This is a genomic window from Pectobacterium polonicum (assembly GCF_005497185.1).
Classification (GTDB): domain Bacteria; phylum Pseudomonadota; class Gammaproteobacteria; order Enterobacterales; family Enterobacteriaceae; genus Pectobacterium; species Pectobacterium polonicum.
Genome location: NZ_RJTN01000006.1, coordinates 1 through 26,147 on the forward strand (window position 1 = coordinate 1; position 26,147 = coordinate 26,147).

28 protein-coding genes and 1 rRNA gene are annotated in these 26,147 nt (G+C 51.3%); 12 read left to right on the plus strand and 17 right to left on the minus strand.

All coding sequences use genetic code 11. The features are described from left to right. Positions 1-24: 24 nt before the first annotated feature. Positions 25-140, plus strand: a 5S ribosomal RNA gene (gene rrf / locus EDI29_RS08675). Between the two features lie 276 nt (positions 141-416). Here rrf and EDI29_RS08680 read toward each other — a convergent pair. From EDI29_RS08680 to EDI29_RS08705, 6 genes are all read right to left on the minus strand, one after another. After that, the gene (locus EDI29_RS08680; RefSeq protein WP_137740583.1) at positions 417-1,178 is read right to left on the minus strand and encodes an amino acid ABC transporter ATP-binding protein; all 762 of its coding nucleotides are present in this window, start codon (positions 1,176-1,178) and stop codon (positions 417-419) included. 8 nt (positions 1,179-1,186) lie between these two features. Next, positions 1,187-2,281 carry an amino acid ABC transporter permease gene (locus EDI29_RS08685; protein WP_137740584.1) on the minus strand — a complete coding sequence of 365 codons (1,095 nt, stop codon included), beginning with the start codon at positions 2,279-2,281 and terminating at the stop codon, positions 1,187-1,189. A 9-nt stretch (positions 2,282-2,290) separates the two neighbouring features. Then, entirely contained in the window at positions 2,291-3,469 is a 1,179-nt protein-coding gene (locus tag EDI29_RS08690; protein WP_137740710.1) for an amino acid ABC transporter permease, read from the minus strand. Between the two features lie 65 nt (positions 3,470-3,534). Further along, complete coding sequence (locus tag EDI29_RS08695) at positions 3,535-4,560, minus strand: amino acid ABC transporter substrate-binding protein (RefSeq protein WP_029368234.1); 1,026 nt, start codon at positions 4,558-4,560, stop codon at positions 3,535-3,537. Between the two features lie 366 nt (positions 4,561-4,926). Further along, positions 4,927-5,592, minus strand: a complete 666-nt coding sequence (locus EDI29_RS08700) for an amino acid ABC transporter permease (RefSeq protein ID WP_137740585.1) — start codon at positions 5,590-5,592, stop codon at positions 4,927-4,929. Between the two features lie 213 nt (positions 5,593-5,805). Beyond that, a complete protein-coding gene (locus tag EDI29_RS08705; RefSeq protein ID WP_010300242.1) occupies positions 5,806-6,573 on the minus strand; it encodes an amino acid ABC transporter substrate-binding protein in 768 nt (255 codons plus the stop codon). A gap of 286 nt (positions 6,574-6,859) precedes the next feature. Here EDI29_RS08705 and EDI29_RS08710 point away from each other — a divergent pair, with 286 nt between their 5' ends. Beyond that, positions 6,860-8,005 (plus strand): endonuclease/exonuclease/phosphatase family protein, encoded by a 1,146-nt coding sequence (locus tag EDI29_RS08710; protein ID WP_137740586.1) that lies wholly within the window; start codon positions 6,860-6,862, stop codon positions 8,003-8,005. Between the two features lie 68 nt (positions 8,006-8,073). Then, the gene (locus EDI29_RS08715; protein WP_137740711.1) at positions 8,074-8,475 is read left to right on the plus strand and encodes an ASCH domain-containing protein; all 402 of its coding nucleotides are present in this window, start codon (positions 8,074-8,076) and stop codon (positions 8,473-8,475) included. A 254-nt stretch (positions 8,476-8,729) separates the two neighbouring features. Here EDI29_RS08715 and EDI29_RS08720 read toward each other — a convergent pair whose 3' ends face one another. Together EDI29_RS08720 and EDI29_RS08725 are read right to left on the minus strand one after the other, a co-directional pair. Then, the gene (locus EDI29_RS08720) at positions 8,730-9,497 is read right to left on the minus strand and encodes an RES family NAD+ phosphorylase (protein WP_137740587.1); all 768 of its coding nucleotides are present in this window, start codon (positions 9,495-9,497) and stop codon (positions 8,730-8,732) included. Positions 9,498-9,826: 329 nt separating this feature from the next. After that, positions 9,827-10,012: a YlcI/YnfO family protein gene (locus EDI29_RS08725; RefSeq protein ID WP_137740588.1), complete on the minus strand. Its 186-nt coding sequence runs from the start codon at positions 10,010-10,012 to the stop codon at positions 9,827-9,829. A gap of 188 nt (positions 10,013-10,200) precedes the next feature. Here EDI29_RS08725 and EDI29_RS08730 point away from each other — a divergent pair, with 188 nt between their 5' ends. Further along, a complete protein-coding gene (locus EDI29_RS08730) occupies positions 10,201-10,389 on the plus strand; it encodes a host cell division inhibitor Icd-like protein (RefSeq protein ID WP_137740589.1) in 189 nt (62 codons plus the stop codon). Further along, positions 10,382-10,573: a hypothetical protein gene (locus EDI29_RS08735; protein ID WP_024104211.1), complete on the plus strand. Its 192-nt coding sequence runs from the start codon at positions 10,382-10,384 to the stop codon at positions 10,571-10,573. Before EDI29_RS08730 ends, EDI29_RS08735 begins: the two co-directional genes overlap by 8 nt. A 137-nt stretch (positions 10,574-10,710) precedes the next feature. Here the strand turns inward: EDI29_RS08735 and fis are convergent, their stop codons facing one another. The 6 genes from fis to EDI29_RS08765 form a co-directional block, all read right to left on the minus strand. After that, positions 10,711-11,007 carry a DNA-binding transcriptional regulator Fis gene (gene fis, locus EDI29_RS08740; RefSeq protein ID WP_005975342.1) on the minus strand — a complete coding sequence of 99 codons (297 nt, stop codon included), beginning with the start codon at positions 11,005-11,007 and terminating at the stop codon, positions 10,711-10,713. Positions 11,008-11,030: 23 nt separating this feature from the next. Beyond that, a complete protein-coding gene (dusB, locus tag EDI29_RS08745; RefSeq protein ID WP_010300275.1) occupies positions 11,031-11,996 on the minus strand; it encodes a tRNA dihydrouridine synthase DusB in 966 nt (321 codons plus the stop codon). Between the two features lie 357 nt (positions 11,997-12,353). Continuing rightward, on the minus strand, positions 12,354-13,088 hold the full coding sequence (locus EDI29_RS08750) for a carbonic anhydrase (protein WP_137740590.1): 735 nt from the start codon (positions 13,086-13,088) through the stop codon (positions 12,354-12,356). 175 nt (positions 13,089-13,263) lie between these two features. Next, entirely contained in the window at positions 13,264-14,151 is an 888-nt protein-coding gene (prmA, locus tag EDI29_RS08755) for a 50S ribosomal protein L11 methyltransferase (protein ID WP_137740591.1), read from the minus strand. A 17-nt stretch (positions 14,152-14,168) separates the two neighbouring features. Beyond that, complete coding sequence (panF, locus tag EDI29_RS08760; protein ID WP_039507251.1) at positions 14,169-15,620, minus strand: sodium/pantothenate symporter; 1,452 nt, start codon at positions 15,618-15,620, stop codon at positions 14,169-14,171. Beyond that, on the minus strand, positions 15,610-15,852 hold the full coding sequence (locus tag EDI29_RS08765; RefSeq protein ID WP_010681541.1) for a YhdT family protein: 243 nt from the start codon (positions 15,850-15,852) through the stop codon (positions 15,610-15,612). Before EDI29_RS08765 ends, panF begins: the two co-directional genes overlap by 11 nt. 575 nt (positions 15,853-16,427) lie before the next feature. Between EDI29_RS08765 and EDI29_RS08770 the strand changes: the two genes are divergently transcribed. From EDI29_RS08770 to EDI29_RS08800, 7 genes are all read left to right on the plus strand, one after another. Further along, positions 16,428-16,856: a TOBE domain-containing protein gene (locus tag EDI29_RS08770; protein WP_137740592.1), complete on the plus strand. Its 429-nt coding sequence runs from the start codon at positions 16,428-16,430 to the stop codon at positions 16,854-16,856. A 260-nt stretch (positions 16,857-17,116) separates the two neighbouring features. Further along, positions 17,117-18,154: an ABC transporter substrate-binding protein gene (locus EDI29_RS08775; RefSeq protein WP_137740593.1), complete on the plus strand. Its 1,038-nt coding sequence runs from the start codon at positions 17,117-17,119 to the stop codon at positions 18,152-18,154. After that, the gene (locus tag EDI29_RS08780; RefSeq protein WP_137740594.1) at positions 18,151-19,146 is read left to right on the plus strand and encodes a FecCD family ABC transporter permease; all 996 of its coding nucleotides are present in this window, start codon (positions 18,151-18,153) and stop codon (positions 19,144-19,146) included. The genes EDI29_RS08775 and EDI29_RS08780 overlap by 4 nt, the downstream gene beginning before the upstream one ends. Continuing rightward, positions 19,143-19,901 carry an ABC transporter ATP-binding protein gene (locus EDI29_RS08785; RefSeq protein WP_137740595.1) on the plus strand — a complete coding sequence of 253 codons (759 nt, stop codon included), beginning with the start codon at positions 19,143-19,145 and terminating at the stop codon, positions 19,899-19,901. The genes EDI29_RS08780 and EDI29_RS08785 overlap by 4 nt, the downstream gene beginning before the upstream one ends. 47 nt (positions 19,902-19,948) lie before the next feature. Next, positions 19,949-20,770, plus strand: coding sequence for a class I SAM-dependent methyltransferase (locus tag EDI29_RS08790; RefSeq protein WP_137740596.1), 822 nt, complete (start codon positions 19,949-19,951; stop codon positions 20,768-20,770). Next, entirely contained in the window at positions 20,767-21,615 is an 849-nt protein-coding gene (gene modD / locus EDI29_RS08795; protein WP_137740597.1) for a ModD protein, read from the plus strand. Before EDI29_RS08790 ends, modD begins: the two co-directional genes overlap by 4 nt. 97 nt (positions 21,616-21,712) lie before the next feature. Continuing rightward, positions 21,713-23,704: a TonB-dependent receptor plug domain-containing protein gene (locus tag EDI29_RS08800; RefSeq protein ID WP_137740598.1), complete on the plus strand. Its 1,992-nt coding sequence runs from the start codon at positions 21,713-21,715 to the stop codon at positions 23,702-23,704. Between the two features lie 64 nt (positions 23,705-23,768). On the opposite strand, the gene accC is transcribed toward EDI29_RS08800, so the two are convergent. Genes accC through aroQ form a run of 3 tightly spaced genes read right to left on the minus strand, consistent with a single transcriptional unit; the run spans position 23,769 to position 26,068 of the window. Then, the gene (accC, locus tag EDI29_RS08805) at positions 23,769-25,112 is read right to left on the minus strand and encodes an acetyl-CoA carboxylase biotin carboxylase subunit (RefSeq protein WP_103861671.1); all 1,344 of its coding nucleotides are present in this window, start codon (positions 25,110-25,112) and stop codon (positions 23,769-23,771) included. 11 nt (positions 25,113-25,123) lie between these two features. Next, positions 25,124-25,591: an acetyl-CoA carboxylase biotin carboxyl carrier protein gene (gene accB / locus EDI29_RS08810; protein ID WP_137740599.1), complete on the minus strand. Its 468-nt coding sequence runs from the start codon at positions 25,589-25,591 to the stop codon at positions 25,124-25,126. 24 nt (positions 25,592-25,615) lie between these two features. After that, the gene (gene aroQ, locus EDI29_RS08815; protein WP_137740600.1) at positions 25,616-26,068 is read right to left on the minus strand and encodes a type II 3-dehydroquinate dehydratase; all 453 of its coding nucleotides are present in this window, start codon (positions 26,066-26,068) and stop codon (positions 25,616-25,618) included. Positions 26,069-26,147: the final 79 nt, after the last annotated feature.

The following is a 26,147-nucleotide window of genomic DNA, read 5'->3' on the forward strand; positions in this document are numbered from 1 at the left end:
ACGGTTGGAATGAAACAGAATTTGCCTGGCGGCGATAGCGCGGTGGTCCCACCTGACCCCATGCCGAACTCAGAAGTGAAACGCCGTAGCGCCGATGGTAGTGTGGGGCTTCCCCATGTGAGAGTAGGGAACTGCCAGGCATCAAATAAGTGGAAAGCCTCTGTCGCAAGACAGGGGCTTTTTGCTATGGGACATTTTTGTTTTTATCTGCAATAGATTTTCGGGCTGTGTATTTATTTAGGTGTATTAGGTAGATAGCCGTAGCAAATACGGGATAGAGGGGCAGTTTTAGTGTGCAGAAACCTTTCTACCTTATGCTGCTCGCGTTAGTTATGAATTAACGCGAGCAGTGAGATCCCTCATCATGGTGATGATGAGGGAAAGCCTGCATAAGCACGCAGGCAGGATGCTTAGGATTAGTGCAGGATTTGTGAAAGGAATGCCTGCGTGCGCTCTGAACGAGGGCTTGAGAAGAAGATGTCCGGCGGGGCTTGTTCCACGATCTCTCCTTGATCCATAAAGATCACCCGGTCAGCGACGGTTTTCGCGAACCCCATTTCGTGCGTTACACACAGCATCGTCATCCCATCCTGAGCCAGCCCCAGCATAGTATCTAACACTTCTTTCACCATCTCAGGGTCCAGAGCGGACGTCGGTTCGTCGAACAGCATAATCTTGGGCTTCATGCACAGCGAACGCGCGATGGCCACGCGCTGTTGCTGACCTCCAGATAGCTGTCCTGGAAATTTATGCGCATGTGCGGCAATACGCACACGTTCCAGATAGTGCATTGCCAGCTCTTCCGCTTCTTTTTTCGGTGTGTGGCGCACCCAGCATGGTGCCAGCGTGCAGTTCTGCAATACGGTTAAGTGCGGGAACAAATTGAAGTGCTGAAAAACCATGCCGACTTCAGTACGAATTTTTTCGATGTTGCGCAAATCATTATTTAATTCAATCCCATCAACAACAATTCGCCCTTGCTGATGCTCTTCGAGATGATTAATACAGCGTATGGTGGTTGATTTTCCTGAACCGGAAGGGCCGCACAGCACAATGCGCTCGCCTTGCCTGACCTGTAAATTGATGTCTTTGAGCACGTGAAATTGCCCGTACCACTTATTCACATTTTCTAAGGTAATCATGTGATCGGTTGATGGAGTGAATGCAGTCTGATTCATGGATGGCCTCAGTGTGACTTGTGTCCGGTGTTAAAACGATTTTCCAGATGTTGGCTATAGCGCGACATGCTGAAACAGAAAATCCAATAAACCATGGCGGCAAAAACATAACCTTCTGTCGACATACCCAGCCAGGTGGGGTCGACGGTTGCCTGCTGGATACTGCTGAAGAGATCGAAAAGGCCGATGATGATCACCAGACTGGTGTCTTTAAAGAGAGAAATAATGGTATTCACCAGACCTGGGATAACCATTTTTAGAGCTTGCGGGAGGATGACCAGCCCCTGCATGCGCCAATAGCCTAAGCCCAGGGATTCAGCGGCTTCATACTGTCCTTTAGGGAGCGCCTGCAAGCCACCTCGGACTACCTCGGCGACATAGGCTGACTGGAATAAGATAACACCGACTAGCGCCCTGAGCAGTTTGTCGATCGTGGTGCCTTCCGTTAAAAACAGCGGCAGCATCACGGATGACATAAAAAGCACGGTGATGAGCGGTACGCCACGCCAAAATTCGATGAACACGACGGAAAGCATACGGACGATCGGCAGGGTGGAACGGCGGCCTAACGCGAGCAAGATGCCAAGCGGCAACGCACCGGCGATACCCACAGCGGCGATGATCAGCGTCAACGTTAAGCCGCCCCACTGATAGGTTTCAACTCTACTGAGCCCGCCAAAACCACCGTAAAGTAACCACCAGGCGACGAGCGGATAAACCACCGTCCAGACGGCAATATAACGTCCGCGATAGGGGATACTTTTCAGGAACATCGGCAGGATACTCAGCAACCCGATAGCGAGTGCAAAGTTGATGCGCCAGACTTCCTCTGCCGGATACAGCCCATACATGAAATGACCAAATCTGGCATGAATGAAGACCCAACAAGCGCCATCACGCGTACAGTCATTACGGGTTGTGCCAATCCAGTTAGCCTGAAAGATCGCCCAATTAAGCAGCGGCGGTATGGCAACCCACAATAGCCAGAGGCAAAACAGCGTTAACAGGCTATTGCTGATACTTGAGAAGAGATTACGTCGTGCCCACTGTATCGTTCTGAAAAGAGGGGACTGACGCTCTTGCGTATAATGCTTCATCGTCATGACGTCCTCTTAGCGTTCGACTAACGCGATCTTGCGGTTATACAGATTCATCAGCAGCGAGATCAGCAGGCTGATAATGAGGTAGACCGACATGGTAATGGCGATTGTTTCAATGGCCTGGCCGGTCTGATTCAACACGGTTCCCGCGAATAGTGACACCATATCGGGGTAGCCAATTGCAGCCGCCAACGATGAGTTTTTCACGATGTTGAGATACTGGCTGGTCAGGGGCGGAATGATGACGCGCAGTGCTTGTGGAAGGATCACTTTGCGTAATGTAACGGGATTCGGTAAGCCGAGAGAACGTGCTGCCTCGTGCTGACCGTGTGAAACTGATTGGATACCTGAACGAATAATCTCGGCAATAAACGATGACGTGTAGACCGAAAGCGCAACGGTTAACGCCGCCAACTCGGGGATCAGCACCATACCGCCGCGGAAGTTAAACCCTTTTAATTCCGGCATATCCCAGTGAAAAGCGGGGCCGAAAATCAAATGACTGAGTGCGCACAGCACAAGAAACAGGCCTAACGTCAGCGGCCAGGTTCTACGTGGCTGGCCAGTTAACGCGTGATAGCGTCGGTTGCGCCGAAAGACGACCCATGCCACAACTGCTACGATCAACAGAGAAAGGAAAAATGCCGCCGCACCGGGCCCCAATTCAGGTGAGGGCAGATAAAAACCCCGATTACTGAGGAACGCGACATCAAACGCGCTGATTGACTGGCGCGGCCCCGGCAGATTCCGCAATACGGCAAAGTACCAGAAGAAAATCTGCAATAACGGCGGAATGTTACGGAATATCTCAATGTAAATGTTGGATATTTTCCGTAATAGCCAGTTGTCGGACAGCCGAGCGAGACCAACAGTGAAGCCGAGAATCGACGCAAACACGATACACAACGCCGAAACCAGCAGCGTGTTGAATAACCCAACAAGAAAAACGCGGGCGTAGGTGTCACCTTGTTGATAGTCAATCAGGTGCTGGACGATGCCAAAGCCAGCGCTTTTATTCAGGAAATCGAAGCCAGAGGTGATGCCTCTTTGCGACAGATTGGTCACGGTGTTGTGCAACAGGTAGGCTGCGACAGCCAATACCGCGATAACAACGACAATTTGATACAGCCAGGCGCGCACCGCTGGATTAGTCAGTGATAAATCACCTTTTACGGTTGGGCGTTGTAGCATGCTGGAACCTCGATACGGGGTACTGAGGGGCGCAGCCATACACTGCGCCCGGTTTTTTCTGATAATTAACGTACCGCTGGCGCGTACTGGATCCCGCCTTTGTTCCACAATTCGTTCAGGCCGCGCTTAATTTTCAGCTCGCTGCCCATACCGACATTACGTTCAAAGATTTCGCCGTAGTTGCCGACCTGTTTGATGATTTTGAATGCCCAATCGTTCGGTAATTTGAGATCTTTACCGTAGCTGCCTTCATGACCAAGCAGGTGAGACATATCTGGCGTGGTAGGTTTTGCCGCCAGTTGGTCGACGTTTTTCGAGGTCACACCCATCTCTTCGGCATTCAGCATGGCGAACAGCGTCCAGCGTACAATTGCGAACCACTCCTCATCACCACGGCGTACCACTGGACCCAGCGGCTCTTTGGAAATCACTTCTGGCAGGACAATAAATTCAGCAGGTTTGCTCAGCTTGATACGCAGTGCGTACAGCTGTGACTGGTCTGATGCCAGCGTATCGCAGCGGCCAGACTCCAGCGCTTTGGCGCTTTCATCAGAGCGGTCGAATGTGACGGGGGTGTACTGCATTTTATGGGTTTTGAAATAGTCAGCGACGTTCAGCTCGGTATCAGTACCTGCCTGAATACAGACGGTTGCACCGTCCAGCTCTTTGGCGCTGGTTAAGCCCGCTTTGTTATGCGTCAGGAAGCCAATGCCGTCGTAGTAGGTGACGCCGGTAAATAGCATTCCCATGCCGCCGTCGCGGGAAGACGTCCAGGTGGTGTTGCGTGACAGCACGTCAACTTCGCCGGATTGCAGCGCAGTGAAGCGCTCTTTCGCCGTCAGCGGCGTGTATTTGACTTTATTGGCATCGCCGAATACGGCCGCGGCAAGGCCGCGACACACGTCAACATCAATACCGGAGTATTTGCCACTGGCATCCGCATAGGAAAAGCCGGGCAAGCCATCGCTGATACCACACTGCACAAATCCTTTCTTCTGAATGGCGTCCAGCGTTGCACCTGCATGGGCTTGGTTGATGGCGGCAAAGAGTGACGCGCCAGCAACCAGAGTAGAAATCACTATTCTTTTCATAATCATCCTAGCGTCTAGAGTTATTTGCTGTTTTTGAAGTACACAATAAGGTGCACCATACCTGTCTGTCGGGATGCCGACGTGAGCAGAGCGAAGCAAATAAAATGCCAATTTTCTATTTGCTTGATAATGAAGACGAAAGGAAAGGCTTATTGATCTAAGTGGGTAATTCTAAATGGGTATGTGCGCACCGTGACAAATGCAAAGAGGGCAGTGCGCCCTTTTTTGGTGCGTCAGAATAGAGAGTGGGGCATCTTCAGCCCGTGCGCATATTTTCAGGTGTGGGATTAACAGTTAAGCAGGGAGAAATGAGGAGCGTGGTAGCGTCATCAGCCCAGCGGATTGCATGGGCTGATGCAGGAGGCGTTACTGTGTGATGTGGCGCTGATAATACTTTTCGAGCTTAACCTGTAGCTGGCTTAGCACCGTGCTGAACATCAGGTAAATCAGTGCAGCCTCAACATACAGAATCAAGGGTTCATAGGTAACCGAAACAATGCGCTGAGCGGATAAAAACATCTCTGGCACGGTGATGACGGCAGCCAGCGATGTATCCTTGATTAAGGAAATAAACGTATTGGAGAGCGGCGGCAGCGATACGAAAACGGATTGCGGGAAGATGACCCAACGAATCGCCTGCCTTCCGTTCATACCGAGAGAATAGGCGGCATTCCATTGGCCCTTCGGGACTGACAATATTGCTCCACGGACGATCTCCGAGCTATAGGCACCCACGCTGATAGTGAAACCAATAAGGGCAGCCGGAAAGGCATCCAGAGTAATCCCCGCGCTGGGCAGCCCATAAAAAATCAGGAAAAGCTGAACCAATAATGGCGTTCCACGAATAACCCAAACGTAGAAATCACCCAGCCATTTCAGCGGCTTTGGGCCATAAAGGCGAACCAGCGCGATGATAATGCCGAGAGCTAAGCCAAAGATGAAAGACAGGATAGCCAGAGGGACGGTAAATTTCAGTCCCGCAGACAGCAGGCTCCAGAAGGAGTCTGCCATGAGTTGTAGCCAAGGCGGCATGAAAACGAGCTCCGATAAGATATGCTCTAATTACAGCGCGCGCTGATACCCGTCATACTTCAAGCTGCTTGTGCGTTGGCTGCCCTTACTCACCTCAGTCACTTACTTGAGTAAGCTCCTGAGGACTCGCGCGGTTGCCGCCTGCACGCAACTCGAATTATTTAGGGTATATAACAACCCTGTTTATAACAACGCGCTCTGGTAACAGTGCGATTATTGAGAAACATCCTCCCCGAAGTATCGCACAGATATCGTTTTATAGGTGCCGTCTGCTTTGATTTCATCCAGAGCTTTATTCAATGCTTCCACCAGTGGAGCCTGATCTTTACGTACCAGAATCGCGGAAGGCTCACCGTCTTTTGAGGTTGCCGCAATCTTCACGTTGGCATCCGGCTTCTGCTTTTTGAAATCCAGGAATGACAGATTATCGTTCAACGTGGCATCGGCACGGCCGCTGAGAACCAGATCCAGCGACTGGTTAAAACCATCCGTTGGTACAATTTCCGCACCGTAGCTGGTGGCTTGCTTAGAGTAATTACTGGTCAGGCTCTGGGCAGATTTTTTGCCTTTCAGATCGCTGAAATCTTTGATGGTGGTGTTATCGCCACGGACAACCAGCACCGCTTTGGAATCAATATAAGGCTTTGAGAAATCATACTTAGCCTGACGCTCTTTGGTTACGCCAACCTGATTGATGACTGCATCGTAGCGCTTGGCATCAATACCGGCGATTAAACCGTCCCAACGTCCTTCAATGAACTGGGCTTTCACGCCAAGCTTTTCCGCCACTGCACGGCCAATATCCACATCGAAGCCAACCAACTGACCTGATTTATCATGATAGGTGTAAGGCGCGTAGGTGCCTTCTGTGCCGATCTTGATAACCCCTGCGGACTTGATGGCGCTAAGGTCATCGGCATGAGCGAATACGCTGGTAGCAAGCAGGGCGCTGGTCAGTAAAGCAAAACGTATTTTTTTCATTATGAATTCCTGTGAGTAGTGTGCAGTGATGCGCTTATAACTTTTGCTGATAACGAATCTACGCTACAAGACATCTGTTTATAAATCACGTTGTGTGATGATTTATATCAGAAGTGAATATAGTGCATGTGTTGAGAATATAGTGCGCTTGTCAGGTTTTAACCATCTTGAGCAAAAGAACGATAGAAAGAGTCTATTGCGCCGTAAATGTTACCCAACTGTCACAATGGGCTTCTATCCTCAAAAGGACATCATTGCTTTTGCCACTACCCAGCAGGAGACAACAATGAAGATTCGTATCGCCAGCTATAACGTTGAGAACCTGTTCCATCGTACCGCGATTCTCAACCTCCCCGATTCGCAGCAGATCGATGCCTTATTGGAACAGGTCAGGCAGCTTCAGCACCTTCTCGAGCAACCCCAATACGATGATGACCTGAAAGATCAGGTGTTCCGCCTTTCTATCGTGCTGCGCCCCTATATTGATATTCGCACCGATGCGGGCACGTTGGGGCGATGGAAAAAGGAGGACGCCGGTACCGGATTTAGGATCAATAAAAGCTGCCGCGGCTGTGGGGATTGGATCGGAGAAATCGTGTTCAAATCTCAGGAATTCAGTAGCCAACAGCGTAAGAATACGGGCAAGGTTATTACTCTGCTTAACGCCGATATCCTGTGCGCCGTTGAAGTTGAAAACATGGACGTCTTACGTGATTTCAACAGTCAGGTGCTGGGGAAAAAGAAGTTTAACCAGTTCGTGATGATCGACAGTCCGAATGATCCACGCGGTATTGATGTTGCCTGCCTGACGCGTTATCGGATTGCTCAGCTCCGCACGCATATTTTTGATGCCGGAAAACAGTTTGACCCCGTCTTTAGCCGCGATTGCCTTGAGGTCACGCTGGATGCTGGCCTCAAACAGCCGATTTATATCCTGTGTAACCATTTCAAAAGCCAGAGCGGTCAAACGGAAGAAGAGCGGCAGCGCGGGGCGCAGAAGCGACGTGACCAATCCGAACGTGTCGCAGATATTGTCCAACAGACTTACGATCTCAAGAAGGACTACGTGGTCATTCTCGGTGATTTGAACGAGGATTCGTCAAACCCCTGGCAAAGTCTGGCTCCGCTGTTTTCCCTGTCGGACTTACACCCGGTTATCGACCCTGAACGCCCAGAAAAAGAGCGTTATACCTACTATTTCTCCGGGGGAAAGAAGGGTGCACGGTTAAATCAGCTGGACTATATTTTCCTGTCTGCGCCTCTGCATCAGGCGGTGGTGACGTGGGGCGTCGAACGTCGGGGTATTTATAATATCGACAAGATTGCCGCCAAAGAGGGCGCTGAACCGGTGACGCCGCTACCCGAAGTAACATCATGGGACACCGCTGCATCCGACCATGCCGCACTCTGGGTGGAAGTGGACATTACCTGATGGCCTCTTTACGGCTATGATTGCGTAATAAAAGAGAGCAATTATAGCCGTATAAACCGAGGAAGATGATGAGCAAACAAGGATTGGCAAAGTACCCAGACGCGCTGCGCTGGTCGTTTGGCGACAGTCCGGAGCTGGCGGATGAGCTGCTGCAACTGGTGCGGGAAGGGCATAAAACGGCAACCTGTAGCTCGTATCACGCGTTCAAAAATGAGGAAACACCGCAGGTCGGTGATTACAACATCGTTCTGGACGGTGCTGGGCAGCCTTCCTGCGTAATTTGGACACGCTCGTTAACGCTGGTGCGCTACTGTGATGTTACCGCTGAGATGGCAGCCAAAGAAGGCGAAGGCGACAAAAGCCTGGCTTTCTGGCGGCAAGGCCATCAGACGTTTTTCGAACGAGAAGGTACGTTTGCCCCGGATATGCTGTTGGTGTTTGAAGAGTTCGAGCTGATTGAGGTGTTTTGATTCTGGATTAGCCGCTGATAAAACCCGGCTGTCAAATTTAGCAATGTGCAACTACATTTGGCAGTCGGCATGATTGAATTATTAGGAAGTCGGTTGCAAATGAATTGGCCGAGTCACCTAACGTACAGAACAAGGGCGGAAAAATTCTTCAGCGGCTTTGCGTCCTATATCTTTTAAAACCCGAAAGCACTTAACGCTTTAATAGTCGTCGTAGCTTTTCTGCATCTGGTTCTGAAGGTACAACGTTAATTCAATTAGTTATAATAATTTTCTATTTTTTTAAAATCAAAGTTGATTTTAATGGGTTCGTAGATAGAGCAATTGATTATATCTGCAGATTCCAAGTCAAAAAGACATATATTATGGCCTTCAGCCAAAGCACTCTTATAGGCAATGCCATCGTATCCTTTTGATTTTATGAACTCTGAGATTATCTGAGTGGGGGCATATTCTGATTTCAAATCAGAAGTTTTTGTTGGTTTAGAAAAAGCGTTGTCGATATCTGACCAAACAGCCTTAGTGATCTCTTCTTGCGTTGGTTCTTGAGAATAAATATGAAGATTAATTTTCCCCTGTTCGACTGAAAAATCGAGCACTCTTAGATCTCTTGTCAACCTTAGTTGAGCTACTGATAAAATTGCTCCGAGCCAAGGACGCACCTCAGACATTGCGGTTTCTTTATCTGTGGCAACATACAAGCACGGGATTCCTTTTGAGTTAGCTCGCCCTTCCGCAGCACTATCTACTAGAGGCTTCATTCGAGCTTTCGGGAACGGAATTGGAAGGTCATCAATATATATATCCTCGCCAGTATTAGGATCGTTTTGATAATAAGACCTCCAATCGTGCCCATTCTGGGCACGCCAAAAAATAGAGCCTTTTTTTAAAAACCTTTCACGATTTCCGCAGGTATCAACAATGGAATTGAGAAAGTCGTTAGATTCTTTGTCTAGTATGTAACGTTGCTTATTATCTACTGAGTATTTAAAATCCCAATAACTACGCCACGATTTAAAATTCATCTTTAACCTATTTAAATTCAAGGTAAATATCCATTTTTATTTTTCACTAAAAAAATAATGTAGATATCTCAGAGGTATTAATGTACAAATGTCATTGTAATCAATGAGCTACGCTAATGAACCGATATTTATAACAGGATATTGCTGAGGCTTATCAATAATTATAACTATGGAAAGCATACAATTATTGGCGATACTTGTCTGGAAAAATAACCCGACAATTAATATTTTGAGTTTGATCAACCGAGGTAAAATATTCGTTTCTAGCATGAACTGACCACCAGACCAAACAACAGTTAGTACACTTTAATCTACCCCTATAACAACGGTCAATCTGTGGATTCATCTTTAGGCTGTTTGCGCTGGCGGCGTTTGATCTCACCTTGCATGGCCGAAACGATAAATTGCCCCGTGCTTTCATCCGGCTCTTTTACTTTTTCCATTGCTTCAGCAACATCATGTGGAACTCTCGCCTCAAGCTTTCTTGATTTTGCGTTTACTGCTTTCGTTGCCATGACTATTCCTAATGCTGGTTGGTGGCAGACAGTATACACAATAAAGCACAAAAAATAGCGTTGACGTGGCTGACACTTAATTTTATAGTGGCTGACACCTTGAGTGATTCAAGGTTAAAAATAGCGAAGCCCGCAGGTGCTACCAACACCTACGAGCCTCTAACCACAATGTTATTGGAGCTAACACTATGGCTGATATCCAGTCTACCCAAACTCGCCCCGAATTTCAGTATCGCTTTCTTGCTTTGGGAACATCTTCCCAGCGTGTCGTTCATATTATCGCTACGACCGAACGTCAGGCGCGGGAACATTCCCCTGATGGTCATGTCATGGTCTTCGCAGGCCGCCTGCCCATTCAGGAGGTGCACCATGTTTGATAACACGCCGTTAGAACCCGAAGAAGCGCTCGATCAGTGTCGTGCGCTGGCTTACGCTATTGTTGAATTGGACAACCCAGAGTCGAAAGAGATTTTAACGTTCGTGTTAGCAGAGCGGTTAGACAACCTGCACCGACTCTTTCATGCGTCGGAAACGGATCAACAAGAGGGTATGAGTCATTAACAACGAATTCCCCATCTCTCAGATTCCACCGCTCAGCATGTCCACGCTAAAGCTGTTGCAGCCTAAATAAAAGGCAAAGAAAAAGGCGCTTAACCAAGAGGTAAAGCGCCTTTTTTCAAATGCTTAACTGATTAGTATCAGTTCATGCCGTATTTTTTCAATTTCTTACGCAGAGTACCGCGGTTGATGCCCATCATCAGGGCGGCGCGGGTTTGGTTACCGCGGGTGTATTGCATCACCATGTCCAACAGTGGCTGTTCAACTTCAGCCAATACCAGCTCATACAGGTCACTTACATCCTGACCGTTCAATTGAGCAAAATAGTTCTTCAGTGCCTGTTTAACCGAGTCGCGCAGGGGTTTTTGGGTTACCTGAGCCTGAGAGTTTACAGTGGAAACGGTCAGTACGTCAGAATTCACGCGTTGTTCGAACATAGTTCTGTCAGCTCTTTTTCTGTTTACGCAAGATTTTCAAAATATGCCTTCAACGCCTCCAGCTGCTCGCTGGCATCCTCAATGGCGTTGAATGTGCGCCTAAACTGGTCGTTTGGGGCATGCTCCTGGAGATACCAGGATACGTGCTTACGAGCGATACGAAATCCCTTGCCTGGACCATAAAAGTCGTGCAATTCCCGTATGTGCTCGATCAACAAGCGCTTAACCTCTGCCAATGGCATCGGTGCCAGCAACTCCCCTGTGTCCAGATAATGCTGGATTTCCCGAAAGATCCAGGGTCTTCCCTGAGCGGCTCGTCCTATCATCAGGGCGTCAGCCCCAGTGTAGTCAAGAACCGCTCTGGCTTTATGCGGGTCTGTAATGTCGCCATTCGCAATAATAGGAATGGAAACGGCCTGCTTAACTGCCCGAATGCTGTCGTATTCGGCGAAACCATTGAACAAGCACGCACGCGTGCGTCCGTGAATGGTTAACGCCTGAATCCCACAGTCTTCAGCCAATTTGGCAATTTCTACACAGTTGCGGTGCTCTGGTGCCCAACCGGTTCGGATTTTCAGTGTCACCGGTACGTCTACCGCTTTCACTACCGTAGAGAGGATTTGTTTGACCAAATCCGGATACTGCAACAATGCAGATCCTGCCATCTTGCGGTTCACCTTCTTCGCGGGGCAGCCCATATTGATGTCGATGATCTGTGCGCCGGAATCAGCGTTGATTCTCGCTGCCGCCGCCATCTCATCGGGGTCACAACCGGCAATCTGCACGGCTCTGATACCCGGTTCATCGCTATGTACCATTCGCAAACGCGACTTGTCTGAACGCCACACTTCCGGGTTGGAAGAAAGCATTTCAGACACGGTCATTCCAGCGCCCATCGCATGACAGAGTGCTCTAAATGGGCGATCGCTAATACCAGCCATTGGGGCTGCTATCAAGCGATTACTAAGCTGAAATTGTCCAATGTGCATAGACAAAAATTGACCATACTGTGCCTGCAAGGGCGCGTATATTACGCATTTTTTACGTCAGATGAAAGGCCAAACTTTGACCAATTTACGGCTATCGATCAATGAAAATGCACTTCATAAAGTTGTATAAAAATATTATTCATATTTAACAGTTAGTTATATTTTTGTGTCGATTTTTTGTTCTAGGAAATAATCATCTGTTTACAGAATTTTATCTGCAAGCGCGGTCATTTTTAGTGGAGATACAGCAGGCTATCAATGCTTTATCAGTGAAATACGTTGGTTAATGCGGCAAAAAAGGGTACCGATTTACCTGAGGCTGGCCGACAGACCGTCTGACCAGCCTTGCGAAGTGGCTTAATGGATGATGATTCGGCCATTAAGCGGCTGTGTAGGCCGGTTATTAGCGTGATGCATGACCGAGCGGAACTGGTTTATTTGTTCAGCAGAGGCGGTGACGGGGTGATCCAGCACGAGCCAGCGAATGCCTTCCGAACACGGTGGCGTGGTGAGCGACCCACTAAACCGATAGTAGTTTAATGACGTCGGTAACAGGCTCTGAATCGCGATTGGCGTGCGCACGTCCTCTGCCTGATTAACCTGAGCCGGAATCTGCTGCCATGTCGTGGCTAGCGGCAGATTGGCTTCTCCTTCCTGAAACATCAGCGCGATAACGGTAAGTGCGCCAGCCGCGTCTTTATAGACAAAATGGCCTTCTAGCGGAAACTGCTTACCATCGATTTCATTCTCGCTCGGTGCGTGAAAGTGAAACTGCTGTAAGGTGAATGTCTCGTTATCCAATACCAGCGTATTCCCCGGGCCAACGTTAACCTGGACGGTATGCCCGTTGTTGATAATTTGCTGTGTCCCGGGCAGGAAAGCCAGCTGTAAGGGGTCGTGTTGAGCGTTCAAAGCCTGGCGGATATTGATGGGAGATTGGTTTTTACCGGTTTCACATAGCGAGAAGTCTGGAGACAGCTTTCCCCAGTGTGCGGGATCGCCATTGCCTTCGTAGCCCCAGTGCACCGGATCGGCCGCCAAGGCGGAAGAGCAGGCGGATAGCATCAATACGATAGAGAGTTTACCTTTCATTTTTCATCCCTTGAAAATAATGATATGGCATCGTTGAGCGCCGGGCGCAGGTGACGTCCAGTCGCTTGCCGAGCGGCATCATACGCCAGTTTATTGGGATCAATCGTGAGATATAGCAAGAAGAAAGGTGCCCACCGTTGCACATACGGTGGGCGGGACTAGCGGGGTAATGTTATTACGATGCGCGGCGTTGACCGGTAATGCGGCACCACTCTTCGCGTTCAGCTACTGGATCGAGCGTGAACTTGTCTGCGTACGCTTCTGCGACGCCTTCAGCTTGCGTGGCCAGCACGCCGGACAGGCCGAGGTGACCGCCCGCTTTTGGCAGATCGCTAATCAGCGGTGCCAGTTCGCGCAGCGGGCCAGCAAGAATGTTGGCAACGACGACATCGGCAGACAGGTTAGCAGGTTGGTCTTTCGGCAGATAAAGCTCAAGACGCTCGGAAACACCGTTGCGCTGTGCGTTGTCGCGGCTGGCCTGAATCGCCTGCGGATCGATATCAATACCGATAGCGCGTGCTGCACCCAGTTTCAAGGCGGCAATCGCCAGAATGCCGGAACCGCAGCCAAAATCGATGATGGTTTTCCCTTCCAGATCCAGCCCATCGAGCCATTGCAGGCACAGTGCGGTTGTTGGATGGGTGCCAGTGCCGAACGCCAGACCGGGGTCGAGCATGACGTTGACGGCAGTCGGGTCAGGAATGTCACGCCAGCTTGGGCAAATCCACAGACGTTTGCCGAACTGCATCGGGTGGAAGTTATCCATCCACTCGCGTTCCCAGTCTTTGTCTTCCAACTGCTCGATCTTGTGTTTAAAACCCGCGCCCAGCAGCGGTTCTTGCTCCAGTATCGCGATAACCGCGTTCATATCGGTTTCGGCATCGTACAGCGCAATCGCGTCAGTATCGCCCCACAGGCGGGTCTCGCCCGGCAGCGGCTCAAAGACCGGGGTATCGTGCGTATCCTGAAACGTAACGGATACCGCACCGCTTTCCATCATGACGTCACCCAGTTGTTCTGCAACCTTTCCTGAGGTGTTTATTTTCAGTTGAATCCACGGCATAGCAGTCTCTATTACATTTAAAGTGAAGATGAAGCGGCAACCGGCGCTGGTGGATTATGACCAAAGCGGTTGCCAATAATAAACGCCATCAGGCTGAGTAACAGCGATGGCACAATCGGGTGATATCCAGCCAGCTGAAGATTGAAGCTAGCCAGTAAGGTATAGCAAATCGCCCCGGTGAACATGGCGCTAAGCGCGCCTGCGGCATTCGCGCGTTCCCAATACAGGCCCAGTACCAGCGGCCACAGGAACACCGCTTCCAGCCCGCCAAACGCCAGCAGATTCAGCCAGATGATCATATCCGGTGGCCGTAAGGAGGCCAGCAGCACCAGCAGACCCAGCAGCAGGGTGGTCATGCTGGACAGGATCTTGATGCGGCGTTCGTTATGGATCTGCTGCGGGCGCACGCTGAGATAGAGATCTTTGATGATCGTGGCGGAGGCCTGAAGTAAATGCGCATTAATGTTGGACATGATAGCGGCCATTGGTGCAGCGAGAAAGATCCCTGCGGCCAGCGGCGGTAATACGGTGACCATCAGCGCCGGTAACACTTGATCGGGGATCGTCAGATTTGGCATCACGGCGCGGCCAAGCGCACCAGCCAGATGCATGCCGAGCATCAGAATGCCGATGACGATGGTGCCGATGATAATTCCACGGTGCAGCGCTTTGCTGTCACGATAAGAGATACAGCGCACTGCGGTGTTCGGCAAGCCGATGACGCCGAAGCAGACCAGCACCCAGAATGAAGCCATAAACGGCATCGACAGAATACCGTTGCTGCCCTGCGGCGACACCAGCATCGGGTCAATCTGTTGCAGTTTATCCACCGCGCTGTGCAGGCCGCCTGCGGCATAGATCACGCCGACCAGCAGGATGACGGTGCCGATCAGCATCACGATGCCCTGCATCGCATCATTAAGCACGCTGGCGCGGAAGCCGCCAAACGTGGTGTACAGCGCGATAGTGACGCCGAAAATCAGTAGGCCGATGTCATAAGGGATGTTCGCTGCGGTTTCCAGCAGACGCGCGCCACCAATGAACTGCACGGCCATGGCGCCGATAAACGCGACCAGCAGGCTGATGCTGGCGAACCATACCAGTAGCGGGCTGTTGTAGCGCGCGTACAGCATGTCGTTCAACGTGATGGCGTTGTAACGCCGCGCCAGAATGGCGAACTTTTTCCCCAGAATCCCGAGCGACAGCAGCATGGTAGGGAGCTGAATCATCGAAAGCAGCACCCAGCCCAGCCCGTATTTATACGCCGCACCCGGCCCGCCGATAAAAGAGCTGGCGCTGACGTAAGTGCCGATGAGCGTCATCGCCAGGACAAACCCGCCCATTGAGCGGCCGCCGAGGAAATACTCGTTAAGAAAGTTACCCGCCTGACGGCGACGGTACGCATAGACCGACAGCCCGAAGACCAGCAGCAGGTAGCCAATCAGCGGCAATAAAATTTCAATTTGCATCGTCACTCTCCAGTGAGATATCGCGGAAAATAACGCGCACCATCAGCCAGCACAGCAGCGTAAACACTAGCGGCAGCAGCAGGCAGGCCATCTCAAACCAGTGTGGAAGGCCGGTGATCCCTTGTGTGTTGTCAGGCAAATAGGCGGCAAGCACCCAGGCCACTAAATAAACCAGCGTCAGGCCGAAAGCCCAGCGGGCCTCTTTGTGCGCCTGAGGAAAGCGTGTATCCATGTTCTTCTCCACCGTAAATGGGAGGATTGGCATCGTTATGAACGTCGTGATGACGAAAGCGGGAATTTTACGGCATGTGGGCCAATTGACTAGTAAGAATTGCGCTATCAGCGTAAAAGCCAGCCGTGGGGTTATCCCGATCGTGTAAGGAGCGAGATACCGGGGCTACCATTGGGGATAAAAAGAGGGGTTAGCAGCGTGTTGCCTTACCCATGTTATTTCGGTTTTTTGAGTAAAAGATCAGAGCGGAAATAGAAGATATTTCTCCAGGAAATAATACCAAGTGAGTATGTTTATTTATTGATATTGAGGTAATTGGCTAATGATGGAAGTAGCATCGCATAATTCTCTCAGAGGAAAGCCTACTATGAGGCTATTATTTACCGTCTGCTATTCCAGTGCGGAATAGTGGCGGTGCGGAAGGAAAGTAATAATAGCGGCAGACGGCTGATATTGCCGAGCGACTTATGTCTCGGCGGAGGTAAATGCCAGATCTTCATCGTGTCGTCATCTCCCGCTGCCAGTGTTATTTCGTGTCTATTGTCTGTATTAAAGATGAATCCAAAGGAGTCGTTATGTCAGTTTCAGCAAGAAATCAGCTTTCGGGTGTTGTGTCTTCCATTGTTGAGGGTGCGGTAAACAATGAAGTCGCATTGACTCTGGAAAGTGGGGATAAGTTAACGACAGTTATTACACGAACCAGCTGTGATTCAATGGAATTGGCTGTCGGCAAGCCGGCCATTGCGCTGGTGAAAGCCCCTTGGGTCATTCTGGCATCGGCGGAATGTGGTTTGAATTTTTCTGCCCGCAATCAGTTTCACGGCAAAGTGAGTACCGTGGCTAAAGGTGCCGTAAACTCGACGGTGCAACTGGTTACCGCGGGTGGGTTGACGCTGACCTCAACCGTGACCAATGAAAGCCTGGAAGAGATGAACATTGATGTGGGCAGCGAATTAATCGCTCTGCTTAAGGCTTCCAGTATTATTCTGGCTACCCGCAAATAATTGCCGATTGCTTTAGCAAATCATTGCGCTTTCAGCCGATAAACTACCAACAGGTACGGGTTTATCGGCTTATTATTGACCGTAAATAATTTCTCCCTTCTGATGTATCCCGCGTAAAACGTCTCTTATTTTGCCGTTCAAATGACCCACGTCAGGTATCGCTGGAAATGTGATCTGGATGATTGACCCTGAATTTTGTGTGTGGATAATATCATTATATAAAAATATATATAACGATATTATTTAACTCTGGGATCACCATGGGAATTAACAGGCGTACTTTTTTGTCGTATCTGGCGGCATTGTCTGCTTTACCTCTTTTTCCTGCTTCCTTTGCGCATGCGTTTGACCGCATTGCCGGGCGGTTTGGTCAAGTTCCCGCCCCTTCTGATATTCAGCGTGTCATCAGCGCGGGGCCACCTGCGGATTTGCTGTTGTTAGCGCTGGTTCCAGAAAAGCTGCTTGGGTTTTCATCGTTTGATTTATCGGGTGAATCGGGCGTGCTGTTTTCTGAAACTGTTCGCCGCTTGCCGCGTTTGGGACGTTTATCGGGCCGAGCCAGTACGTTATCACTGGAAAAACTGCTGACGCTGAACCCAGACATCATCATCGACTGCGGGAATGCTGATGAAACCTACCGCTCTCTGGCGCAGAGAACAGCACAGCAAACCGGTGTGCCTTACGTGCTGGTGGATGGCGGCCTTCAGGATACGCCTTCGCAGCTCCGGCAGGTGGGGCAGTTACTGAATGTCGCAGAGCGAGCGGAGCAGCAGGCGCAGTTTGCCGAGGTGATTTTGCAGCGTGCGAATGATTACCGCACCAATACACAAGCTGAGAAGCCGCGTTTTTATTTCGCTCGCGGGGCGATGGGGCTGGAAACCGGCTTGCGTGGTTCTCTCCACACCGAAGCGGTGGAGCTATTGGGTTTTGAGAACGTCGCTACCGCAGGGGAGCTAAAAACGCTGACTCAGGTGTCGATGGAGCACATTCTGAGGTGGAATCCGGAGCTTATCATCACGCAGGATGTGCAGAGCTATCAGCACATTACGCACTCTGAGCAATGGCAAGGCGTACACGCGGTTGCACAGCGGCGCGTTATCCTGATGTCCGGTCTGCCGTTCGGCTGGCTGGATGCGCCGCCCGGCCTTAATCGGCTGCTGGGGCTGTGCCGTTTACAAAGCCATTTTGATCCCGTCGTCGCGCAGCACCTTAAAAGCGATACCCGAACGTTTTTCCGCCTGTTTTACCATACCGATCTGAATGATGCGCAGCTTGAGTCGTTGCTGAGAGTGGTATGAAAAGCCATACCATTACTCTAGTGCTGGGGGTTTTGCTGATCGGCAGTGCGCTGCTGGCGTTAACGGTGGGACACTATTCCCTTTCTGTGCAGGAAATCCTGCAAATTATCACTGCCCCGCAGGGAGCGGCGTCGATCGAGCCACGTAAAGCGACCGTGTTCTGGAATATTCGCTTGCCGCGCATGCTGGCGGCGATGCTGATTGGTGCCGGGTTGGCCGCCGCTGGCGCGGCTTATCAGGGTATGTTCCGTAATCCTCTGGTTTCCCCGGATATTCTTGGCGTCTCTGCCGGTGCTGGCGTAGGGGCGACGCTCGGGATTTTCCTCGGTTTACCGATGCTGTTTATTCAGCTGCTGGCATTTGTCGGCGGGCTGGGGGCGGTGACGCTGGTTTGCCTGATTGCTCGTATGGCGAAGCGACACGATCCCGTCTTGGCGCTGGTGTTGGTGGGCATGGCGATCGGCGCATTAGGCGGTGCGGCGATCGCGCTGATCAAGATCCTGGCCGATCCCTATACTCAGTTACCGTCTATTACCTTCTGGTTATTGGGCGGGCTATCCGCCACCACGGTTCAGGACTTAAAAGTCGCAGCAATATTGATTGTGATTGGGCTGGCACCGCTCATTTTACTGCGTTGGCGCATGAACCTGTTGAGCCTGCCGGATGAAGAAGCCCGCACGCTGGGCGTGAATATTTTTTATACGCGGCTGTTATTCATCTTTGCGGCGACGTTAATTACCGCCAGCGCGGTGTCGATTGCGGGAATTATTGGGTGGATTGGGCTGGTGGTGCCACACATCTGCCGTTTGATCGTCGGAGACAATTTCAATCGGTTATTGCCTGTCTCTATTGCGGTCGGGGCACTGCTGCTGTTACTCACCGATACGCTAGCGCGTACGATCGCCGCGATTGAGCTACCGCTAGGCATTCTGACGTCATCCATTGGTGCGCCCTTCTTTCTGCTCCTGCTGTTAAGAGGGGAAAGAGCATGACGGATACCTGCATCGCCACGCTTCAGGCGGTGAGCGTCGGATATGGTCGAACCGTTGTGAACCGCGACATTTCGTTTTCGCTGCCATCCGGGCAGATTACCTGCTTGCTGGGCACCAATGGCAGCGGCAAAACGACCCTGATGCGCACGCTGCTGGGCTTGATTCCTGCCTTTTCCGGTCAGATACACATCGCTGAGAAACCCATTGCCGATTGGTCTGCCAGTGCGCTCGCACAGGTTGCTGCCTATGTGCCTCAGGCGCATGACTCGCCTTTTGCTTTCCGCGTGTTGGATATGGTGCTGATGGGATGCCATCCCCGTTTGTCGCTCTTTTCCACGCCGGGGAAACGTGAAGTCACGCATGCCGAAGCGGTGCTATCCCAGCTCGGGATTTTGTCGCTGAGTCAGCGCTCATACGCGATGCTGAGCGGAGGCGAGCGGCAGCGTGTACTGATTGCTCGTGCGCTAATACAGCAGCCTTTGCTGATGGTGATGGATGAACCCGCCGCTAGTCTGGATTTTGGCAACCAGATTCGATTACTGGCACACATAAGGCAGCTCAAAGAAAGCGGGATGGCGGTGCTGATGTCCACACACCACCCCCAGCATGCGCGAGCCGTGGCGGATAACGTGGTCTTGCTGCATCCAGATGCGGGAACGGAGCAGGGAAGCCCAGACGTTCTGTTGACGCCGACGAGGCTGGCGGCGCTGTACGGCGTAAAAGAAGCCGATATTCACGCCCATTTCCGCACCTGATGTGCAGACAAGCAGCATCTAATAAAAAGAGAAGTCAGGAAGAGAATATGATTATCGATGAGATTGATTTTTCCGCGCTTTATCAAGCGCATATGGCGCTGGCGGCCAGAACCGCCAAGACACCTGACCACTGGGATAAGCGCGCAGAAAGCATGGCTGTAGGGTGCGCGGGGCCACGCGATCCGTATCTGGATCGGTTTATCGCCAACATGGATTTTTCGGGGGCTAAAACGCTGCTGGACGTTGGGTGCGGACCGGGATCGGTATGTCTGAATGTGGCGTCGCGGCTTGAACAGGTTTACGGCATTGATTACAGCGAGGGCATGCTGGACGTGGCACGCCGTCGGGCCGATGCGATGGGGGTAGCGAATGCGACGTTTACTCACCGTGCTTGGGAAGACGACTGGGCGGATTTACCCGATTGCGACATTGTGGTGGCATCGCGATCGACGCTAGTCACGGATCTGGCCGCGGCGCTCTACAAGCTGAATCAGAAAGCTCGCCTTCGGGTGTACACCACCCACACGGTTTCCCCTACGTTTGTTGATCCACGGATATCGGCGGCGATTGGGCGAACCTCGACATCGTTACCGAACTATATCTATGCCGTAAATATCCTCTATCGCATGGGAATTCACGCCAACGTGAGCTTTATTCGCGGGCAGAATTGCCAAAGGCATGCCGAAACCTTCGAACGTTTTGCGGACGGTGTGTCCTGGTCGTTAGGCAAGCTGAATGAGGAGGAGAAACAGCGCCTGAAAATCTATTACGAGACACATCAGGATGATGATATTCCGCTCGTTTCTCCGACGCGAGATTGGGCGTTTGTCTACTGGAATGTGGTTCCGCATGCGGAGTTCGTACGATGATTTATATCCCAGATGCGTACCTTGATCAGATCTTGCTGGAAGATATTCAGTACGGTGATGTCACCACCCGAGCGCTGAGAATCGGGCAAGGGGAAGGTGAAATCACGTTTTTCCATCGTCAGGGCGGATGCGTGAGCGGGATGCCGGTGGCGGAACGACTGCTACAGCGGCTGGGGCTGCGGGTGACGCATTGCGTTCAGGATGGCGACTGCGTGCAGCCCGGCGAGGCAATGCTTGCCGCAACAGGAAAGGTTGCCGCGTTACATCAAGGGTGGAAGGTTACGCAGAACGTTCTGGAGTGGTGCTGCGGCGTCAGTGAATATCTGCATCAAATGAAGGCCATTTATACCCGCGAGGTTCCATACGGGCAGATTGCCTGTACGCGCAAAATTATTCCGGGTACGAAGCTGCTCTCGATCCTGGCCGTACTGGCTGGGGGCGGAATTGTGCACCGTTTGGGGTGTGCAGAAACGGTGCTGTTATTCACGAATCACCGCCGTTTTTTGCCGGATCAGGATGACTGGGTCGCCCATGTTGCCCAATTGCGCCATGCGGCACCGGAGAAAACCATCATCGTGGAAGTGGATCGTCCCGATGAGGCGATGCTCGCGCTCAGCGCCGGGCCCGATATTCTACAGCTTGATAAGTTTACACCTGAACAGGTGATCGCCACGCTGTCTTACGCAGCTCGCCATGCGCCTGCGTGTAAGGTGTCTGCCGCGGGGGGAATCAACCTGCAAACGGTTCAACGTTATGCCGAAACCGGCGTTTCTTTGCTGGTCACGTCTGCACCTTACCATGCGCCCTCTGCCGATATTCGTGTCGTTTTAACGCCAACACGCTAACGCCGCCTTCCTGAACGCCCGGATTACAGGAAGTCGCGACATCTATCGTTATATAAAAATTTATACAGCAATGCGTTTTTTTAAAGGGAACAATGTCATGCAAATAAAGAAATTGAGTTGGTTGTTGTCCGCCAGTTTATTACCTGTCTCTGGTGCGTACGCCGCCTCTGGTGACGCGGTTGAGGCCGCGAAGGATAAAGACGTGATGACGGTGTGGAGCAGCCCAGTCGCGGCGACCAACGATATTGTGAATCAGGAGCAGATTAACCAGCTAAACCGACGCAACGTGGCTGAAGCGCTGAATACCGTGCCGGGCGTGACGTTACAAAAATCAGGCGGGCGTAGCGAACAACAGGTAAAAGTTCGCGGCTTTGATAGTCGACAGGTGCCAGTTTTTCTCGACGGCGTGCCGATTTATGTTCCCTATGATGGGAATCTGGATCTTGGCCGTTTTCAGGCTTCCGATCTGGCGGCGGTTGAGGTGTCTAAAGGGTATACCTCGCTGCTGCAAGGCCCGAATCAAATGGGGGGCGCGATTAACCTCACGACCCTGCGGCCAAAAAAAGAGCTGGAAGCGAACGTGCGTTTGAATCAGGGCTGGGCACGCGGGCGTGACAATGCACATAACATGGATGCGTCATTTGGTGGGAAAGGCGATCTGGGGTTCTTCCAGATTAGCGGCAGCCGTCAGAAACAGCGTTTTACCGGGCTGCCTCATGGGGTTGATAACCCGACAGCCGGTAGCGAAGGCCAGCGGATGAATTCCGCGAATGATGATAAGCGCGGCATGCTCAAGGTCGGGTTCACACCGCGGGAATCCGATGAATATACGTTCACCTACATCAATCAGGAGGGGGAAAAGAATACGCCACCTTATGCGGGCAACAGCGGTCAGTCGGCACGCTATTGGCAATGGCCGGACTACAACAAAGAAAGTTATTACTATCAGGGTACCACCAAGCTCAGTGACAGAATGACGCTGAAAAGCCGCTTCTATCATGATGAATTTGAAAATACCTTGCTGATGTATAAAACGCTGGCGGATTTCAAAAATAAGAACGGTAACTATAGCCACTATGCGGATTTCAGTAACGGTGCGGGGCTGCAATTAGGGATTGATATGCGCGAACTGGATTTGCTGTCGTTCGCCGTACACTGGAAAGATGACGTGCATCGCGAGAAAGGGGCACTGAACGCGCCGTACGATCGCTATAAGGACCGTACCTGGTCTATGGCAAGCGAATACCAGTGGAATGTGTCCGAGAAGCTGGATGCGGTATTTGGCGTGAGCTACGACTGGCGCGACAGCAAGCAGGGCATGAAGCATGAAAAGAATGGGGCGCTAACGAATTATGACCAAAACAATCAGGATGCGTTTAACTGGCAGATGATGACGAAGTATCGTTTCGATAATCGTGATGAGCTGCAATTATCGCTGTCTGAACGCAGCCGTTTCCCTACGCTAAAAGAGCGTTACACCACCTCTAAGCCGGCCAAAAATCAGGATGCGCTGGTGAATCCGAACTTAAAACCCGAGCGTGCGCAAAACCTTGAGTTGAACTATCGCGGCGGTCTGACCGAAGGCTGGGGTTACGATGCCAGCGTGTACTACAACCGGGTATCAAATGCGATTCTGTCACATAACATTACGCCGAGTTTGATCCAAAACCGTAACAGCGGTCGGGTGGATTACTACGGCCTGGATCTGGGCATTCACGGTGATGTCAAAGACTGGTTAACCGTCGGGGTTAACTATGGGCTGATTCATAGCGATGTGAAGCGCAAGGATATCGGCAATATTGTCGATTTACCGAAGCATAAGGTGTTTGCCTGGGCAACGATGACGCCTTTCGAACCGGTCAGCATTACGGTGATGGAAGAAGCACGTAGCTGGGGATTCAATAATTCAGATAATAACGATAAAACGCGCGGATTTGCGATGACCAATGTGCGGTTGGATTATCGTCTGGGGGCTGGCTTTAGCGTGAATGCGTCGGTCAACAACCTGTTTGATACGGCTTACGCTTATCAGGAAGGCTATGTTGAGGAAGGGCGTAACTACTGGTTAGGTGTTGCTTACCAATACTGATACGCGAAGGAATAAAATAACAAAGGCCAGCGTAAGCTGGCCTTTTGACTCGATTGCGAAGCGTTTACTGCAAGCCGAGTTTCTTCTCCAGATAGTGGATGTTAGTGCCACCTCTCTGGAAGTTCTCATCGCTCATGATCTTCATCTGAAGTTCGATGTTGGTTTTGATGCCATCGATGATCAGTTCAGCCAGCGCGTTCTTCATACGGGAAATCGCGATTTCGCGGGTTTCGCCGTAGGTGATCAGCTTGCCGATCATGGAATCGTAATACGGCGGTACGGTATAACCGGCGTAAATATGCGATTCCCAACGGACACCAAAGCCGCCCGGCGCGTGGAAACGCGTGATTTTACCCGGGCTTGGCAGGAAGGAGTTCGGGTCTTCCGCGTTGATACGGCATTCTACCGCATGGCCGCGAACCTTGACGTCTTTCTGCTTGATGGACAGTGGCAGACCGGCAGCGATGCGCAGCTGCTCTTTGATCAGATCCACGCCGGTAATCATTTCGGTTACCGGATGTTCCACCTGAATACGGGTGTTCATTTCAATGAAGTAGAACTCACCGTTTTCGTACAGGAACTCGAACGTACCCGCACCACGATAGTTGATATCAATACAGGCTTTGGCGCAGCGCTCGCCGATATTACGACGCAGTTCGTCCGTAATGCCCGGTGCTGGTGCTTCTTCCACCACTTTCTGGTGGCGACGCTGCATGGAGCAGTCACGCTCGGCCAGATAGACGGCGTGGCCCTGACCATCAGCCAGAATCTGAATTTCCACGTGACGTGGGTTTTCCAGATATTTTTCCATGTAGACCATGTCGTTGTTGAAAGCCGCTTTGGCTTCCGCACGGGTCATGTTGATGGATTGTTCCAGCTCTTTGTCGCTGCGCACGACACGCATACCACGACCACCGCCGCCGCCAGAGGCTTTGATGATGACCGGATAGCCGATGCGTTTTGCATGAGCACGGTTAGCGTCCATGTCACCGTCTAACGGGCCATCAGAGCCTGGTACGGTCGGAACACCCGCTTTTTTCATTGCGGTGATGGCAGACACTTTGTCGCCCATCAGGCGAATGGTTTCTGCGCGTGGGCCGATGAAGATAAAGCCGGAGCGTTCAACCTGCTCGGCAAAATCCGCATTTTCGGACAGGAAACCGTAGCCAGGGTGAATCGCGACGGCACCGGTGATTTCCGCAGCGGAAATAATCGCTGGGATGTTCAGATAGCTTTTTGTTGACGGCGCCGGGCCGATACACACGGTTTCGTCCGCCAGCAATACGTGTTTCAAATCGCGATCCGCACTGGAGTGAACGGCGACGGTTTTGATGCCCAGCTCTTTACAGGCACGCAAAATACGCAGTGCGATCTCTCCGCGGTTAGCGATAACGATTTTATCTAGCATGATAAGCCTCGTTATTCGATGACAACCAGTGGCTCGTCAAATTCGACCGGCTGACCGCTTTCGAGCAGAATGGCTTTAACCACGCCCGCTTTGTCGGCTTCGATCTGGTTCATCATTTTCATGGCTTCGACGATGCACAGGGTATCGCCAACGTTGACGCGCTGACCCACTTCCACGAAAGCTTTAGCATCCGGGCTTGGGGTGCGATAGAAGGTTCCAACCATTGGAGAACGAACGATGTGTCCACTGATGGCAGCCGGTGCGGCAGGCGCTTCCACTGGCGCTGGTGCAACGGCGGCAGCCAGAGCAGGCTGTGGCTGCATCATTGGCGTAGCGTAAGCCTGTTGCATCATCGGGTAGTTAACCGCTGCTGGGGCACGACTGATACGTACTGATTCTTCACCTTCAGAAATTTCCAGTTCGGCGATGCCGGACTCTTCAACCAGTTCGATCAGTTTTTTGATTTTACGAATATCCATGGATGTGGTTCCGTACTCTTTTGTTTAATTGGAAGTTGACAGGCGTTTTACCGCCGTCTGTAAAGCATACTGATAACCATCTGCCCCCAGGCCACATATCACGCCTACCGCAACATCAGAAAGATAGGAATGATGACGAAAAGGCTCACGTGCGTGCACGTTGGACAGATGAATTTCGATAAACGGAATCGCGACCGCCAGCAAGGCATCACGCAGCGCAACGCTGGTGTGGGTAAATGCCGCCGGGTTAATCAGAATGAAGTCTGTGTTTTCTCTGGCCTGATGGATGGTATCGATCAGGACATGTTCCGCATTGGATTGCAGATGGGAAAACTCCACGTTCAATGCCTGCGCCTGAGTTTCCAGCTCGCTGACAATGTCTGCTAACGTCGTGTTACCGTATTTGTCGGGCTCTCGGGTTCCTAGCAGATTCAGATTTGGACCGTTCAAGAGCAAAATGTGAAAATTTTCTGCCATTGTGCTGCTATCTCCCGCGATTGACCAAGATTGCCAAAACCGTGTCGCACAAAATAGCGCGAAGCTATTCGTTTGTCAC